The organism is Micromonospora sp. NPDC047670, assembly GCF_043204915.1.
In the GTDB taxonomy this organism is placed as follows: domain Bacteria; phylum Actinomycetota; class Actinomycetes; order Mycobacteriales; family Micromonosporaceae; genus Micromonospora.
On the sequence record NZ_JBIDDA010000004.1, the window covers coordinates 294,517 to 310,904 of the forward strand.

Here is a 16,388-nt window from a genome sequence, read left to right on the forward strand (position 1 = left end):
GCGTCGCATCGACGTCACTCAGCGCCCAGCAACGCCTCGCGCACCTGCGCCCAGACCCGTTCGTTCGCCGCGACCAGCAGGCCGCGACCTTCGTCGGCGGGGTGGTAGTCGGAGCCGTCGAAGCGCCGGGCGACGCCGCCGGCCGCCCGGACCAGCAGGGTGCCGGGGGCGTGGTCCCACGGCAGGGTGCGCCAGAACAGCACGAACTGCTGCTCGCCGGTGAGCACGTCCAGGTATTCCCGGCCCGCGCAGTGCTGTCCGGGAAGCAGCTCGCCGAGCCGGTCGCCACCCGCCTCGACCCGCGTCCTCGACGCCGGCGGCAGGAACCGCGACATGGCGGCGCCGCGCAGCGCGTCCACGGCCGGCGTGTCACCGGTGGTCCGCACCGGCCGGCCGTCCAGCCACGTCCCCTCGCCCGCCCGCGCGACCGCCAGCGTGCCGGCGAGCGGGTCGAGCACCCAGGCCGCGGCCGGCTCGCCATCGGTCAGCAGCGCCACCATCAGCGCGAACGGCCGCCGGCCGGCCGCGAAGTTCGAGGTGCCGTCGACCGGGTCGACCAGCCACACGTCGCCGGCGCCGCGCAGGTGGCGCAGCAGGCTCGGGTCGTCGGCGACCCCCTCCTCGCCGACCACCACCGAGTTGGGGCGCAGCCGGCGCAGGGTCGCCGAGATCACCTCCTCGGCGCGGCGATCGGCGACGGTGACCAGCTCGCCCGGCGCCTTCTCGGTGACCTCGTCGTCGTCGAGCTTGCGGAACAGCGGCAGCACGACCTGGTCGGCGGTCTCGCGCAGCAGCCCACCGACGTCGTCGAGGAGGGTGTCAGCCACGCGGCGGCAACTTGACCACGCTGACGAAGAACTCGTCGATCTGCCGGACCACCGAGATGAACCGCTCGAAGTCCACCGGCTTGGTCACGTACGCGTTGGCGTGCAGCTGGTAGCTGCGCAGGATGTCCTCGTCGGCCTGGGAGGTGGTCAGCACCACGACGGGGATCCGGCAGAGCTGCTCGTCCTTCTTGATCTCCTCCAGCACCTCCCGCCCGTCCCGGCGGGGCAGGTTCAGATCCAGCAGGACCAGGTCCGGGGTCACGGCGTCCGCGTACTCGCCCTCGCGCCGCAGGTAGGCCAGCGCCTCGGCGCCGTCGGAGACGACAGTCAGCCGGTTGCGGAGCTTGTGCTCCTCGAACGCCTCCTGGGTCATCAACACGTCGCCCGGATCGTCCTCGACCAGCAGGACCTCGATCGGGCTCTTGCCGTCCGCTGGCGCGGTCATCCCACCGTCTCCCTCATGTCACCCGTTCTACCGCCTTCCGGCGCCCGGTCGGGGCCGTCCGTGCCGTCCGTCCCGTCGCGGCGGCCGCCGGCCTGCTCCGGGACGCCCGTCCCGCCCTCACCGGTCGTCGGGTCGTCGCCGCCGGTCGCGTCGTCCTCGGCCACGCCGCCGTCGGCCGCCGGCCCGCCGGCGTCAGCGGCCGCCGCGGCGGCCTCGACGTCCTCGGGCAGCGCGGGCAGGGTGAAACGGATCGCGGTGCCCTCCCCGGTGTCGGTGTCCACCCAGACCCGGCCGCCGTGGTATTCCACGATCTTCTTGACGATCGCCAGGCCGATCCCGGTGCCCGGGTACGCGTCCTTCGCGTGCAGCCGCTGGAAGATGACGAAGATCTTGTCGGCGAACTCCGGCTCGATGCCGATGCCGTTGTCCTGGCAGCTGATCTCCCACTCGTCGCCCACCAGCCGGGCCGACACGTGCACCTTCGGCGGCACTTCGGGACGACGGAACTTGATCGAGTTGCTGACGAGGTTCGCCAGCAGGTTGGTCAGCAGCGGCTCCTCGCCGCGGACGACCGGCATCTCGCCCCAGGTCAGCTCGGCGTCGGCGTACTGCAGGGCCGCCTCGGTCTGGCCGGCCACGTCCCCCATGACCTTGTTCATGTCGACCTCGGTGAAGCCGGTGGTGAGCCGGCCGATCCGGGAGAACGCCAGGAGGTCGTTGATCAGGCGCTGCATCCGCTGCGCGCCGTCCACGGCGAACGCGATGTACTGGTCGGCCCGCTCGTCCAGTTGCCCGGCGTAGCGGCGCTGGAGGAGCTGGCAGAAGCTCGCCACCTTGCGCAGGGGCTCCTGCAGGTCGTGCGAGGCGACGTACGCGAACTGCTCCAGGTCACGGTTGGAGCGGGTGAGCTCCTCGGCCTGCTTCTGGAGCTGGCTGTTGACCCACTCGATCCGCTCCCGGGCCTCCCGTACCTCGTCCAGGTCCTTGGCGATCTTGCGCCGCATCGCGTCCACGTCGTCGGCGAGCCGGACGAACTCGGGCGGGCCGTCGCCGGTGATGCCGTGCCGGTAGTCGCCCTCGGCGACCTCCCGGACCTGGTCGGCGAGCCCGGTCAGCGGGCGGATCACCATCTTGTCCAGGGAGACCAGCAGCATGCTGCCGGCGATGACCACCACCGCGAGGGCGGTGATCAGCAGGACGACCAGCAGATTGCTCGTCCGCCGGACGTCCTCGGCGCTCTGCTGCCGGACCTGGAAGATCTCGAACTGGAGATTGTCCAGGGCGGCGCGGACCTGTTCGAACTGCTGGCGGGCCAGGTCGGTGATGAGCGCCTGCCCGGCGGCGGTGCCGCTCTGCTCGGTCGTGGTGATCACCGGCACGGCCACCGCCTGGCGCCACGCCTCGGCCCGCTGTTCGACGACCCGGAGCTCATCCCGGACCCTCGGGTAGTCGCCGAGCAGCCGCTGCATCGAGGCGACCAGGTCACGCTCCCGCGCCCGGCCCGCGTCGTACGGGGCCAGGTCGGCGGGGTCGCCGCTGACGGCGAAGCCCCGGACGGCGTTCTCCTGGTCCAGCAGCGCGTTCAGCACCTCCTGCGCCTGCACCCGCAGGGGGCCGGTGCGGTTCAGGATCGCGTCGATGTGCGTCCGGTTCTTCGCCGCCACGGCGACCGCGCCACCGGCCAGGCCGACCAGGAGCACCGCGACGACGGCGAGGAGCGTGACGACCCGCTGGCGCAGGGTCCACTCGCGTACGCCCGTCATCGGCCACCGCCCCGGCTGACCAGCAGCATGGCGACGTCGTCGGCGAGCGGCCCGCCGTTGATCTGCTCGGCGCTGCCGACCAGCCAGGCCGGCAGCTCCGCCAGGGGCACCGCCTGGCTGGCCGGGTCGGCGAGCAGGCCGCTCAGGCCGGGCACGTCGAGGCGCTCGTCGCCCTCGCCGACGCGTCCCTCGATCACGCCGTCGGTGTACATCAGCAGGGACCAGTCATCGGTGTCGAACTCCAGGTCGTAGGCCACGGGCCGGCGGGGTCGTACGCCGAGCAGCAGACCACCGGGCGCCGGAACCGGCACCACCTTGCCGCCGGCGAGCAGCAGCGGCGGCGGGTGCCCGGCCAGCCGGACCGTGGCCCGGTTGGCGTCGAGGTCCAGCCGCGCGGTGGCGACGGTCGCGAAGATCTCCTGGAGCCGGCGCTCGCTCATCAGCACCTGCTCCAGCGCCGGCAGCACCTCGTCGTCGGGCACGCCGGCGAGGATCAGCGCCCGCCAGGCGACACGAAGCTCCACGCCGAGCGCCGCCTCGTCCGCGCCGTGCCCGCACACGTCGCCGACGATCAGCTCCAGCCGGTCGGGGCTCGTCTGCACCACGTCGAAGAAGTCGCCGCCGATCAGGGCGGCGTGCCGGCCGGGCCGGTAGAACGTGTGCACCGCGACCTCGTCGGTGGTCATCAGCGGCTGCGGCAGCAGGCCCCGTTCGAGGCGGGCGGACTCGGCCTGGCGCAGCTCGACCTCGCGCAGCCGCCGCGCGTTCTCGTCGGCCCGCTTGCGCTCCACCGCGTAGCGCAGCGCCCGGGTCAGCAGCACCCCGTCCACCTGGCCCTTGACCAGGTAGTCCTGCGCGCCCTCGGCGACCGCGACGATGCCGAGGTGCTCGTCGGAGCGGCCGGTCAGCACGCAGACCGCGGCGCCGCTGGCCATCTCCAGCACCTGGCGCAGGCCGTCGAGCCCCTGCGCGTCGGGCAGGCCGAGGTCGAGCAGGACGCAGTCGACGCCCATCACCCGCCGCCGGGCCTCGCTGAGGCTGGTCGCCACCAGCAGGTCGATCATCGAGTTGGTCTCGGCGAGCAGCTCGCCGACCAGGAAGGCGTCGCCCTCGTCGTCCTCGACCAGCAGCACCCGCAGCCGCTCGCCCGGAGGCAGGTTGGGGTGCCTTCCCATGCCGCCGTGCGGGTACGGCACGACAGGGGAACCGGCCGGGCCGGTCCCCCGGAGCGGCCGGGTCACCGCCGCGAGGCGCGGGAGATCGCTGGTGATGTCGGGCTCCTTCCGAGTGCCCTGCTGATCCTGTATTAGACAACGTTCGCACACAACACGACGGACGCCGCAGGCGCGGGCATGGGCCGGATCACTCCGCCGCGGGGTACGGGCCGCCCCGCCCGTCCGGGGGAGTCCCGCGGGCGACCGACCCGGTGCAGGATGGTGCCACCCCTGGCCCCACCCCCGAGGAGTCCCCGTGGGCGCACCCCCCACCCGTGCCGCCGACCGTGCGCTGGCCCGGCCGCGCCGCCGGTTGGCCGCCGCCGTGGCGGCGCTCGCCGCGCTCGCCGCCGTCGGCGCCGGCACCCTGCTCGACCTGCGCGCCCCCACGCCGCGACCGGCCGACGCGCCGCCGGGCGAGTTCAGCGCCGACCGGGCGTACGCGCACGTCGAGGTCGTCGCGGCACGGACGCACGTGGCCGGCAGCCCGGCCAACGAGCTGGTCCGCGCCCACGTCGAGGGGGTGCTGCGCGGGCTGGGCCTGGAGACCGAGGTGCAGGACACCGTCGCGACCGAGGCCGGCCAGCTCAGCGGGGCGGCCGGCGGGGCGACCCTGGCCCGGGTCCGCAACGTGGTGGCCCGGCTTCCCGGCACCGCCCCGACCGGCAGGGTCTTCCTCGTCGCGCACTACGACTCGGTGCAGTCCGGGCCGGGCGGCAACGACGACGCCGCCGGCACCTCGGCGATCCTGGAGGTGGCCCGCGCGCTGGCCGCCGGCCCCCGGCCACGCAACGACATCATCTTCGTGCTGACCGACGCCGAGGAGGCGTGCCTGTGCGGGGCGTCGGCGTTCGCGTCCGGCCACCCCCTGGCGGCCGACGGCGGGGTGGTGCTCAACCTGGAGGCGCGCGGCTCCACCGGCCCGGTGATCATGTTCGAGACCTCGCGGGACAACGCCGCGCTGGTGGACGCCTTCGGGCGGGCCGCGCCGCATCCGGTGGGCACCTCGTTCGCGGTCGAGATCTACCGGGCGCTGCCCAACGACACCGACTTCACCGCATTCCTCGACGCCGACTTCGTCGGGCTGAACTCGGCGTACATCGACGGTGGCGCGATCTACCACACCCCGCTGGACACCCCTGCCGCCATGGACCGGGCCAGCCTCCAGCACCACGGCGACAACGCCCTCGGCCTCGCCCGCGAGTTCGGCCGGGTCGACCTGACCGCGCTGGACTCCGGGCACGACGCCACCTACTTCCCGGTCCCGGGCGGGCTGGTCCGCTACCCCGGCTGGCTGGTGCTGCCCCTGGCGCTGCTGGCGCTCGCCGCCGTGGTGGCCCTCGGCTGGCTGACCCGGCGGCGGGGCCGTGCCACCGGCGGTCGGCTCGCCGCCGGGTTCGGGCTGGCGCTGGCGCCGATCGTGGTCGCCCCGCTCGCCGCCCAGTTGCTGTGGGCGGCGGTCACCGCGCTCCGACCGGGCTACGCGGAGCTGCTGGACCCGTACCGGCCGACCTGGTACCGGCTGGCCGTGGTGGCGCTCGCCGCCGCCGTCCTGTTCGCCTGGTACGCGCTGACCCGCCGCCGGGTCGGCCCGGCCGCGCTCGCGGTGGGTGGGCTCGGCTGGCTGGCCCTGCTCGGGGTGCTGCTCGCCGTGCTGGTACCCGGCGGGGCGTACCTGGTCACCCTGCCGGCCCTGGCCGGCGCGCTGGCCGGGCTGGTGGCGCTGAGCGCCCGGATCGACGGCCCGTGGCCGGTGGTCGCGGTGACGCTGGCCGCCGCGGTGGCCGTGGTGGTCCTGCTACCCACGTTGGTCCTGCTGTTCCCGGCGCTCGGCATGGCGATGGGTGGGGTCGCGGCGCTGGTCGGGGTGCTGCTCGGCCTGGCCGCGCTGCCGGTGGTCGACCTGCTGCACCCGCAGGCCGGCGGCCAGCGGGGTCTGGTCGCCCTGCGCGCGCGCCGGCTCGGCGCGCTGCCGGCCGGGGCCGCCGCCCTGGCAACGGCGGTGTTCGCCGGGGTCGGGCTCGCCGTCGACCGCTTCGACGCCGCGCACCCCGCGCCCACTCACCTGATGTACGCCCTCGACGCCGGCACCGGCCAGGCCCGCTGGCTCAGCCACGAGGAGGACCCGCAGCCCTGGACCGACGGCTACGTCGACGGGGTCGTCGAGGTCGCCGACTTCCCCGGCCTGGGCGACGCCGAGCTGCGCGCCGGCCCGGCGCAGGCGGCGAACCTGCCCGCGCCGAAACTGGAGGTGCTCGCGGACGGCACCGCCGGCGCCGAACGCACCCTGCGCCTGCGGCTCGTTCCGCAGCGCCAGGTCCGCCTGGCCACCCTGCACGTCGACGCGGCGACGGCGACGGTGCTGCGCGCGGAGGTGGCCGGCCGGCCGGTGCCGGTGGAGGCGCGGGAGGGCCGCTGGGGCTTCGGCGTGGTCTTCCACGCCCCGCCGTCGGAGGGCGTCGAGGTGACCCTGACCGTCACGCCCAGGGCGGGGCAGGTGGCGCTGCGGGCGATGGACGCCAGCGACGGCCTGGAGGCGGTGCCGGGCTTCCGGCCCCGCCCGCCCGGCGTGGGGATCGTGGGCTCGCACAGCTCGGAGATGCTGGCCGTCGCCCGCACCTACCCGCTGTGACGCGCCCGCCGGTGGCCGCCCGGCCAGGGCGGCCCCCGGCGGGATCGTGGTTCCGGCGGTGTCAGTCGCTGCCGAACAGGCCGGCGGATCGGTCAACCGGTCTTGCGGAGACCGGCGAACTGCAGTGCGGTGAAACCGGCGACCACGACCGCCTGAGCGATCACCAGCGCGGTGCCGAGGCCCGTCAACGGGAACCAACCCGCGACGAGCAGCTCCACGCTCGCGGCCACCCAGGCGATGTTGACCGCCATCACGACGACCACGGCGGCCGTGCTGACCGTCGGGCGCGAGGCGAGGAGGAACAGGGCCGCGGCGAAGACGACCAGGAACGCGCCGATCGGGTAGAGGAAGGCGGCGGGAAAGCCGAACATCTCGCCGAAGATCGCCGCGGCGACGACATAGACGACGCCGTTGGCGCCGGAGCCCATGGCATCCTGCTTGAGGGCGAAACGGAGCAGCTTGGCGTCGGCGACGGTCTGCACGGTGCTCGCGATGGTGGCCATCGGATGTCCCTTCGTGGTGCTGACGATCTGTCACCACGACGCTAGGCAGGTCCGCTCCCGGCCGAATCAGTCACCGTGACGGTAGGTTCCTGACGTGCTGCACGGACGAGCCGCGGAACAGGCGGAGATCGAACGGCTCCTCGCGGCGGCCCGGGCCGGCCAGAGCGGGGCCCTGGTCGTCCGGGGCCCGGCGGGGATCGGCAAGTCCGCGCTCCTCGATGACGCCGCCGGGCGTGCGGAGGGCATGCGGGTGCTGCGCGGCGTCGGTGTCGAGTCCGAGGCCACGCTGCCCTACGCCGCACTCCACCTGCTGCTGCGCGCCGGGCTGGACCGGATCCACGCGCTGCCCGACGCGCAGGCCAGCGCGCTCAACGGCGCCCTGGGGCTGGGCGACATCGCTCCGGAGAGCCGGTTTCTGGTCGGGCTGGCAACGCTGAGCCTGCTCGCGGAACTCGCCGGGGACGGCGCGCTGCTCTGCCTCGTCGACGACGCCCAGTGGTTCGACCAGGCGTCCATCGACGCGCTGCTGTTCGCCGCCCGTCGCCTGGAGGCCGAGGGCGTCGTCATGATCTTCGCCGCCCGCTCGGGTTTCCGGGCCGCGGGGCTGCCCGAACTCCGGCTCGGCGGACTCGACGGCGCGGCCGCCGCCGCGCTGCTTCCGGCCGACCTTCCGCCACAGGTACGCGAGCGCCTCATCGAGGAGTCGGACGGCAACCCGCTGGCGCTCATCGAGCTGCCCGCCGCGCTCGACGCCGAGCAGCGGGCGGGGCGACTGCCACCGGTGGGCGCGATGCCCGTCGCCCACCGGGTGCAGGAGGCGTTCCAGGCGCGGATAGCCGCGCTTCCCGAGGCCGCACGGACCGCGCTGCTGATCGCGGCGGCGGACGGCTCCGGTGAGCTGGAGACGCTGGTGGGTGCGGGTGCCTCCCTCGACGCTCTGGAGACGGCCGAGCGCGGGCGGCTGATCGAGGTGCGCGGCAGAAGTGTCGGTTTCCGCCATCCCCTGATCAGGGCTGCCGCCTACCAGAGCGCGCCGGTCACCCGCCGCCTCGCCGTACACCGCGCCCTCGCGGACGCCCTGGCGCGCTCGGCGGCCACGGATGCGGCCGACCGGCGGGCGTGGCACCTGGCCGCCGCCGCGCTCGGTCCCGACGAGGACGTGGCACGGGAGTTGGAGGAAGCGGCGGAACGGGCACGCACCCGCGGCGGACACGTCGCGGTGGCGGACGCCTACGAGCGGGCCGCCGAACTCACCGTCGATCCGGTACGACGGTCCGGCCGGCTGGCCGACGCCGCGCTGGCGGCGAGTGACGCCGGCCTGATGGGTCGTGCCGCCGCGCTGGCCGACAGCGCCACGCCGGATGCGGACGACCCCGACATGATCACCGCGCTGGTCCAGGTACGCGCCCATCGCGAGTTCGAGCTGGGCACCCCCCTCGCGGCGGGCAGGATCATCCTGGACGGCGTCCCCCGCGTGGCGGCCCGGTCCACCGAGCGGGCCACCTGGCTGCTGGTGGAGGCCATCCGCTGCGCCTGGTTCGCCGGTGACAGCCGGCTGGCGGAGGAGGCCGCAGCGGGCCTCGGCGCGCTCCCCGGGATCGATTCGCCGCTGGTCGGCGGGGCGCTCGGGCTGGCCCGCCTGTTGAACGGCGACGTCGGCGGCGGGATCAGGCTCATGGGCGAAGCGGTCGACGTACCCGCCCTCACCGGGCTGGCGGTACCCGGACTGACCTTCACCTCCGCTCTGTGCCTCCCGCTGGGCCGTGTCGGCCGGTACGAGGAGATCACCGCAGGCGTCGTGGCGGACTGCCAGCGGAGCGGGATGATCGGGTGGCTCGCCATCGCGCTGCGGGAGCACGGCTTCGCCCAGGGGCTGCTCTGCCGGTACGGCGAGGCCAGGGCGACCCTGAGCGCGGGGCTGCGGCTGGCGACGGAGCTGGGTCACGAGCACGGGATCGGCCACCTCACCTCGTCGCTGGCGTGGGTGCTCGCCCATCAGGGGGACGCGCGGGAGTGCCGGGCGAAGGCCGAAGAGGGCGTGGCGAGAGCCGACCACCAGGGGCAGGTCCTCGCGGCGGCCATCGGGCGCTGGGCACTCGGGCTGCTCGAACTCGGCCTGGGCCGGCCGGACGCCGCTCTTGAGCAGCTGTCGGCCATCCCGTCGGCGGGCGTCGGCGCCATCTCGGCGGCGGACCAGGTCGAGGCGGCCATCCGCAGCGGCCGGCCCGAGCGGGCGAAGGAGCCGCTCGACCGCTACCTGACCTGGGCCCGGCACGTCCGGCAGCCGTCGTCGGACGCCGTCGCCCTGCGCTGCCGCGCCCTCGTCGAGGAGGACGAAGCGCACTTCGCGGATGCCGTACGCCTCCACGGGCGGGGCGTCCAGCCGTACGAGCAGGCGAGGACGCAGCTCGCGTACGGCGAGTGGCTACGACGGGCGCGGCGGCGGGCGGACGCCCGCGCGCAACTGCGGGGCGCGCTGGAGACCTTCGATCGCCTCGGTGCGGAGCTGTGGGCCGAGCGCGCCCGCGCGGAGCTGCGCGCGACGGGAGACGTGCCGGCGGCCCCGCGCAGGTCCGGCGACCCGCTCAGCGTGCTCACCCCGCAGGAACGCCAGGTCGTCCGGCTGGCGGCGAACGGCGCCTCCAACCGCGACATCGCCGCTCAGCTCTTCCTCAGCCCACGCACGGTCGGCTACCACCTCTACAAGGCGTTCCCCAAGCTGGGGGTCACCTCCCGGGCCCAACTGGCCGCGATCGCCCCGCCTCGGTAGGGACGGCCGCCCGGCTAGCGACGGGCCGGGCCGGCCGCGTCCACCGGGAGCCGTTCGGCGCCGATGCGCCGGATCCGGTCGGTGCCCCACTCGCCGAGCGGCGCCAGGGCCGCGTTGAGGGAGACGCCGTCCTCGGTGAGGGAGTACTCGACCTTGGGCGGCACCTCGCGATAGACCTCGCGGTGCACGAGCCCGTCCTCCTCCATCTCCCGCAGGTGCTGGATCAGCATCTTCTCGCTGACGCCCGGCAGGCCGCGCCGCAGCTCGGCGAAGCGCCGGGTCCCGTGGTGGTGCAGCTCCCAGAGGATCAACGACTTCCACTTGCCGCTGACCACGTCCATCGCCGCGTCGATGCCGCAGTGGTAGGGACCGCGTCGCCCCGACGTCGCCATCCGCCCTCCCGCCTTACCTACCGAAAGGTGAGTACCTGAGTAAATAGTCGGTACTGGCGCACTCTACCCGCACCGGCGACGATCTTCCCGTACCACCAGACACGAGGGGGAGCTCGAAGATGACAACGAACGACGGCGTCCAGGTGAGCGTGCTCGGGCTGGGCGCGATGGGCAGCGCCCTCGCCGCCGCGCTGGTGCGGGCCGGACACGAGACGACGGTCTGGAACCGCTCGCCGGGCAGGGCGGACGACCTCGTCGCGCAGGGGGCCCGGGCCGCCGCCACGGCCGGCGACGCGGTCCGGGCCAGCCGGCTGGTGATCGCCTGCCTGCTGGACCACGCGTCGGTCCACGAGGTGCTCGATCCGCTCGCCGGCGACCTGGCCGGACGGACCCTGGTCAACGTGACCACGACGTCACCGGCCCAGGCGCGTGAACTGGCGGCCTGGGCCGCCGAGGCGGGCGTCGCGTACCTCGACGGCGGCATCATGGCCGTCCCGCACATGATCGGCCAGCCCGGGTCGTCGATCCTCTACAGCGGGTCGGCCGACGCCTTCGCGCAGTACCAGCCGCTGCTGGACCGCTGGGGCACCAGCACCTACTTCGGGGAGGATGCCGGGCTGGCGTCCCTCTACGACCTCGCCCTGCTCGCGGGCATGTACGTCATGTTCGCCGGGTTCATGCACGGCGCCGCCATGGTCGCGTCGGCCGGCGTGCCGGCGACGAAGTTCGCCGCCATGGCCGCGCCCTGGCTGACCGCCATGACCGGCGGCTTCCACGGATACGCCACGGTCATCGACGGCGGGGACTACACCGTCGAGGGGCAGCAGAGCCTGGAGTTCTCCGACCTCGGCGACATCCAGAGGGCCAGCGCCGAGCTGGGTGTCAGCACGGAGGTCGTCGACATGGTCCAGCGCCTCATCCGGCGCCAGATCGACGCCGGCCACGGGAAGGAGGGCTTCGCCCGGATCATCGAGAGCATCAAGCACCCCGGCTGACGGCGGCAGCCCACGAGGCTTCGGCGGAGGCACTGCCGGCGGTACCGATCCCGCGGCACAGCCGCAGGTCGCGCCCGGTGACCTGCGGACGCTGGACGCGGGGCGGCCAGCCGACTCGGACGCGTTCGGTCACCTATCGTGAGCGGGACGTGTCGGCGCGGCGTCCCGGCCTGGTGACGCAGGCAGGGCACCGTGCGGCACGCCCCGAGATCGGTCGGCGGGTGCTGTTCGACGAATCGGACGTGCGGGCCTGAGTCAGCGATGAATCCGCGGCGCCCAGGGGTCTACCTCCCGACCGGGACAACCAACTCACCGGGAGTAGGGCATGGGCCTCATCCACATCGAGCTGTTCGCAACCCTCGACCTCGTCGGGCAGTCGCCCGGCGGCCCCGACGAGGACCCGGTGGGGTTCCCGTTCGGCGGCTGGCAGGCACCCCTGCTGGACGAGGTCGCCGGGGCGCAGGTCGGCGCCGCGTACGAGGGCACGGACGCCCTCCTGCTCGGCCGGCGGACGTACGACATCTTCGCCGCCTACTGGCCGCACCAGGAGGGCGGTGCGGACAACGAGATCGCCACGCTCTTCAACCGCGTCCCGAAGTACGTGGCCTCCCGCGGCAGGCCCGACCTCTCGTGGGCCGGCTCCACGCAGCTCGGCCCGGATCTTCTCGGCGCGGTGCGCGAGATCCGTGACCGGCACGAGCACGTGAAGGTCGTCGGGAGCCTGAACCTGGTGCAGACCCTCCTGCGCGAGAGGCTCTTCGACCGTCTCGACCTCTGGGTGCATCCGATCGTGCTCGGCGTCGGGAAGAAGGTGTTCGACGGTGGCGCGGTGCCCACGAACGTCACCCTCCTCGAACCGCCGGTAGCCAGTTCGAAGGGCACCGTGTACCTGCGCTACGGCCGCGCCGACGGCACGCCCGGGGCGGGGGACATGAGCGCCCCCGACCGCGGGGTCGGGCGCGACGACTGAAGCCGCCCGTTAGGTGGGTCCGTGTCGTCGGCGGTGGATCCGCCAGGTCAGCACTTCGTCACGGCGTCGGCAGCTCGGGCTGCCGACGCCGTGATCATCGCTCAGCGGCCCGAATTGCCCGCAGCGGTGCCGGCCCGCCCGCCCCACGCCGGCGCCGCGCCTTGCGGCGCAGGTCAGATGTCCCTGCCGGCGCTATTTCCAGCGGTATTGATCAAGACTCGGGGCGCAGTCGATCAAACCGGACGCATCCGCCGCTGACCTGCCGATACGTCTGCCATGAATGGTCAAAGATAGTCACCCTCGGCTCCCCTTGGACGGCCTGGAAACGGCATGATCTTGAACCGCCTCGCCCTCTCCCCCGGCTGCGCCCTCAGCCATCCTGTCGACCTTCGTCCGCACACCGTGGAGTGGGTGGGGCCTGCCCGGTCAAGGTGGAGCACCCTACGTCTGAACGACCTTGACCGGGCAGGCCCCACCCACTCGGCTCTGCCCGGACGAAGGTTGTCGGGATGGCGCCAACCATCCTGGAGTGCCTGAGCGCCCCGCCGGAGGCACTGCCCTTGCACTGAGCGACATAAAGCCCCGGATCTGCCAGCACCTATGGCGGCCCGGGGCTTCGTCGTATGTCGCGCCGCCGGCGGGCTATCACCGACGCGCTGGCGGCCGAAGGCCAGAGGCGCGGCGGCGGGCCATCGGCCCGGCCCAGGTTCGGCGGCGCGAGCGGCCCGCGACGCGGGCCGCCTTGATCTCGTACAGAAACTTTTCACACGCCTCAGATCGCCCACGCAGGCAGTCCTAACTCAAGCGTAGAGCGCATATGATGCTTGTGGGTCTTGCGCTGCATCCTCCCCGATGTCGCACCTACAGCCGAACGCTGGCATACCCGCGCCACAGACAAGCCAGCTCGCCGCAGCAGGCTAGGTGTCAGACGCTCCACATAGTCTGTAGATGATCCCGATGGAGACCGAGGAGCGCGATGGAGACCACCCTGTCGGCGGACCCCGTCGTCCTCGTGCTTGCCGAAGGGGACACCCCCGCAGCAGTTCGGAATGCGAAGGGGCACCTCTTTGAGGAGTTCGCAGGTCGCCTACTAGAACTTCACGGCTACGAAGAACCACAGCCTCGGCGAGTCAATGTTACTTCCGACGGCATCGAGCTTGACCTTAGCCTTCGGCATCGGCTGACGGGACACCGGGCTATCGTCGAATGCAAGTGCTACTCAACGCCAGTAAAGGCACCGGCAGCAACTTCCTTCTTTGGCAAGTTAGCCAAGGAACGACTCCGAGACAAGAATGTCCACGGATTTCTTATCGTAACGCCGCGACTTTCGCCTGAAGCAGACGAATTTGTCCGTGAAGTGCAGGAGTCCGATGCTGGCCTGACCGTCTTGACGTCAAGGGACATAGTCGGGATACTACGCAGTCACAATCTGGTTCCCACTCTCTCCCTGGGCAATAGCTACATCACCGACGAGGCTCTTGTTATTACGCCGTATGGGATGTTCGTCGCGGGGAAGGAAAATGACCCCAGCACGCGGATAGCTCAACGCGTGCTTGTCAACGGCGCCGCCGGCCCGGTCCCAAAAGCTGCCGTTGACCTGCTCGCCGCTTCTCAATATTCCGAGGAGCTTCCGGTCGTTGACGCCAGCGCTCCCATCGAACCAACTGCGCCTCCCATCGAAGAGCCTGTCATCGCGCTAGTCAGAGGCAGCCGGGCAGATTTCGAGTACCAGTTCCCGGCTTCACCTGAATTCTTTGTCGGGCGCAAGCAGTCGCTTCAGGCTGTCAATGGTTCCCTCTCCGATGCACCAGGGGTTGTGGTCCTGAACGCCCAGTCCGGGTGGGGCAAGAGTTCGCTGGCCCTCAGAATGGCGAGCCTCGCCACCGAGCGCGGCGGCCATGCAATCGTGATTGACACCCGGACCGCCACAAGTCGCCGATCCTTCGTGAGTGCCGCACTTAGGCGAGTCGCAATCGAGGGCCAAGAGCGAGGCTTGCTGACGCTGCCAGAGAACGCATCATGGGCTAGTCTCTCCACCGCGCTGGCCACAATCGCCTCCGCTCGCTGGCGTCGCAATGCTCCGCTCCTAGTCTTCTTCGATCAGTTCGAGAATGTTTTTCGCGACGAGGAACTGACTCGGGACTTCCGCGACTTAGCGCTACTGGTAATGGAAGCCAAGAATCCGCTCATCGTCGGATTCGCCTGGAAGACCGATTACATCGGCTGGACCGAGAGCCACCCTTACACTTTGATCCAGGATATCCGGAGCGTTGCACGGGTAGTCAATCTCGATCGCTTCGGCCCTCGCGAGGTTGACACTCTCATGAGGCGGCTGGAGCGCGAACTCGGGGAACGACTTTCGCCACAACTGCGCCGCGGCCTTCGCGAATACTCGCAGGGTTTGCCTTGGCTCTTTAAGAAGCTTGCTGACCATCTGATTGCAGAAGTCAGGACGGGAGCGACCCAGGAACAGCTCCTTAGCGAGTCGCTGAACGTACAGAGCCTTTTCGAGGCCGACTTGGCAGTCTTGAACGCCCAAGAGCAGGAGGCGCTGCGGTTCGTCGCGCGCTTTGCCCCGATCCTCGCCACAGAGGTCATGGACCGATATCCGGCGCAGATCGTTAGGGGCCTCATCGACCGACGGCTTATCGTTCAGATTTCGGAGCGATTCGACACGTACTGGGATATCTTCCGAGACTTCCTCAATACCGGACGCATCCCTATCGAAGACTCGTACACAATCCGGTATGCGCCGCTCTCCGTCTCTCGAGTTCTGCAAGAGATCGAGCGTGATGGTGGCACTTCCAACGTCCAAGAGGTCGCAAACCGGCTTCAGACCAGCGAAAACTCTATCTGGAACATGGCCCGCGAACTTCGCGTGTTGGGGGTTTCAGCCTACGAGCCGAATCATGTGCGCTTAGTAGACCATGTATGGAACAGCCAAAATCGCGAGGAAACCCTCCGACGTGAAGTAGCGAAGGCGTTACGTAGGCATCGGGCCTATTCGACTCTCCGGACAATGGCAGAGAGGTCAGGGAACCGGGTGAGCCTCGCGCTGTACGCCCAGACCCTGCCGAACGCGTTCCCAGCGATCGAGGTCGCCCCCCAGACGTGGCACGCTTACGCCCGCGCGTTTGTGCTGTGGTTCGAGTACGCCGGCATCGCTAAATTTGTAGGGCAACATATTCTCATGCTGCCGGAAGGCTCCGCAGGAGTCGGCAGGCTTTTTGGGGCTCGCCTTCCCATCAGAACGAAGGGAGTCTTCCCGCAGGAGCCCGTAGGGCCATGCATCGCGCTGCTGCTTAAGCTAGTCGACGGCCCCCTTAGCATGTCGACACTTGACCGCTACGAACGTGATTCGCTGCGCCAGCTTCTCGCCCTCGGAGCAGTCCAACCGGAGTCCAATGATACCTTCCGCATCGCCCGACCAAACCTTGTTCGGGATGGCAAGGTCATAGAGGACGTTTTGCTGGAGTTACTGCTTAAGGTTCCAGGTGGAAGCGACGCCCTCAATCTCCTAAAGCGGAACCCGGCGGCTTCACCAGCGGAAATCGGCCAAATCTTTCAGGAAGCACACTCGGCCGAGTGGAAATACGCTACAACTCAGTCGGTAGGCAAACATTTCCGAGGGTGGGCCAGACGAGCTGGCCTATTCACAGCACTGAGACAGGCACCTCGGGCTGATGCGGAAGGTCAGCCTCAATCGCTGTTCGACGCCTGGAGCGAAGGCGCACAGTGACTTGCCCTTGCGGATTGAAACGCTAGAATCCAACCCATGTCTCCTGCTTCGGTACTCGTCGGCGCCAGTCTGGTTCCGTTGGTTAGGGCCGTGCCGGGTGCCCTAGGCCTCGACTCAAAGAAGGTCTCGGACGCTGCC

Annotated in this window: 11 protein-coding genes; 5 read left to right on the plus strand and 6 right to left on the minus strand. The window is 71.1% G+C overall.

Going from position 1 to position 16,388, the window contains the following annotated elements; genetic code table 11:
- Window positions 1-14: 14 nt before the first annotated feature.
- From ACGF7U_RS12525 to ACGF7U_RS12540, 4 genes are read right to left on the minus strand one after another with little or no spacing between them, the layout of a single operon-like run.
- On the minus strand, window positions 15-827 hold the full coding sequence (locus ACGF7U_RS12525; RefSeq protein WP_393105783.1) for an inositol monophosphatase family protein: 813 nt from the start codon (window positions 825-827) through the stop codon (window positions 15-17).
- On the minus strand, window positions 820-1,272 hold the full coding sequence (locus ACGF7U_RS12530) for a response regulator (protein WP_393105785.1): 453 nt from the start codon (window positions 1,270-1,272) through the stop codon (window positions 820-822). The genes ACGF7U_RS12525 and ACGF7U_RS12530 overlap by 8 nt, the downstream gene beginning before the upstream one ends.
- Window positions 1,269-3,035, minus strand: a complete 1,767-nt coding sequence (locus ACGF7U_RS12535) for an ATP-binding protein (RefSeq protein ID WP_393105787.1) — start codon at window positions 3,033-3,035, stop codon at window positions 1,269-1,271. Before ACGF7U_RS12535 ends, ACGF7U_RS12530 begins: the two co-directional genes overlap by 4 nt.
- A complete protein-coding gene (locus ACGF7U_RS12540; RefSeq protein ID WP_393105789.1) occupies window positions 3,032-4,210 on the minus strand; it encodes a PP2C family protein-serine/threonine phosphatase in 1,179 nt (392 codons plus the stop codon). Before ACGF7U_RS12540 ends, ACGF7U_RS12535 begins: the two co-directional genes overlap by 4 nt.
- Window positions 4,211-4,505: 295 nt before the next feature.
- On the opposite strand from ACGF7U_RS12540, the gene ACGF7U_RS12545 reads away from it, so the two are divergent.
- Window positions 4,506-6,881 carry a M28 family peptidase gene (locus ACGF7U_RS12545; protein ID WP_393105791.1) on the plus strand — a complete coding sequence of 792 codons (2,376 nt, stop codon included), beginning with the start codon at window positions 4,506-4,508 and terminating at the stop codon, window positions 6,879-6,881.
- 92 nt (window positions 6,882-6,973) lie between these two features.
- Here the strand turns inward: ACGF7U_RS12545 and ACGF7U_RS12550 are convergent, their stop codons facing one another.
- Window positions 6,974-7,384, minus strand: a complete 411-nt coding sequence (locus ACGF7U_RS12550) for a hypothetical protein (RefSeq protein WP_393105793.1) — start codon at window positions 7,382-7,384, stop codon at window positions 6,974-6,976.
- A 94-nt stretch (window positions 7,385-7,478) separates the two neighbouring features.
- Between ACGF7U_RS12550 and ACGF7U_RS12555 the strand changes: the two genes are divergently transcribed.
- Window positions 7,479-10,154, plus strand: coding sequence for a LuxR C-terminal-related transcriptional regulator (locus ACGF7U_RS12555; RefSeq protein WP_393105794.1), 2,676 nt, complete (start codon window positions 7,479-7,481; stop codon window positions 10,152-10,154).
- A 14-nt stretch (window positions 10,155-10,168) separates the two neighbouring features.
- Here the strand turns inward: ACGF7U_RS12555 and ACGF7U_RS12560 are convergent, their stop codons facing one another.
- The gene (locus ACGF7U_RS12560) at window positions 10,169-10,546 is read right to left on the minus strand and encodes a winged helix-turn-helix transcriptional regulator (RefSeq protein WP_393105796.1); all 378 of its coding nucleotides are present in this window, start codon (window positions 10,544-10,546) and stop codon (window positions 10,169-10,171) included.
- Between the two features lie 119 nt (window positions 10,547-10,665).
- Here ACGF7U_RS12560 and ACGF7U_RS12565 point away from each other — a divergent pair, with 119 nt between their 5' ends.
- The 3 genes from ACGF7U_RS12565 to ACGF7U_RS12575 all read left to right on the plus strand — a co-directional run bounded on the left by ACGF7U_RS12565 (window position 10,666) and on the right by ACGF7U_RS12575 (window position 16,250).
- Entirely contained in the window at window positions 10,666-11,541 is an 876-nt protein-coding gene (locus ACGF7U_RS12565; RefSeq protein ID WP_393105798.1) for an NAD(P)-dependent oxidoreductase, read from the plus strand.
- Window positions 11,542-11,866: 325 nt separating this feature from the next.
- Window positions 11,867-12,511, plus strand: coding sequence for a dihydrofolate reductase family protein (locus ACGF7U_RS12570; RefSeq protein ID WP_393105800.1), 645 nt, complete (start codon window positions 11,867-11,869; stop codon window positions 12,509-12,511).
- 976 nt (window positions 12,512-13,487) lie between these two features.
- Complete coding sequence (locus ACGF7U_RS12575; protein ID WP_393105802.1) at window positions 13,488-16,250, plus strand: restriction endonuclease; 2,763 nt, start codon at window positions 13,488-13,490, stop codon at window positions 16,248-16,250.
- Window positions 16,251-16,388 lie beyond the last annotated feature (138 nt).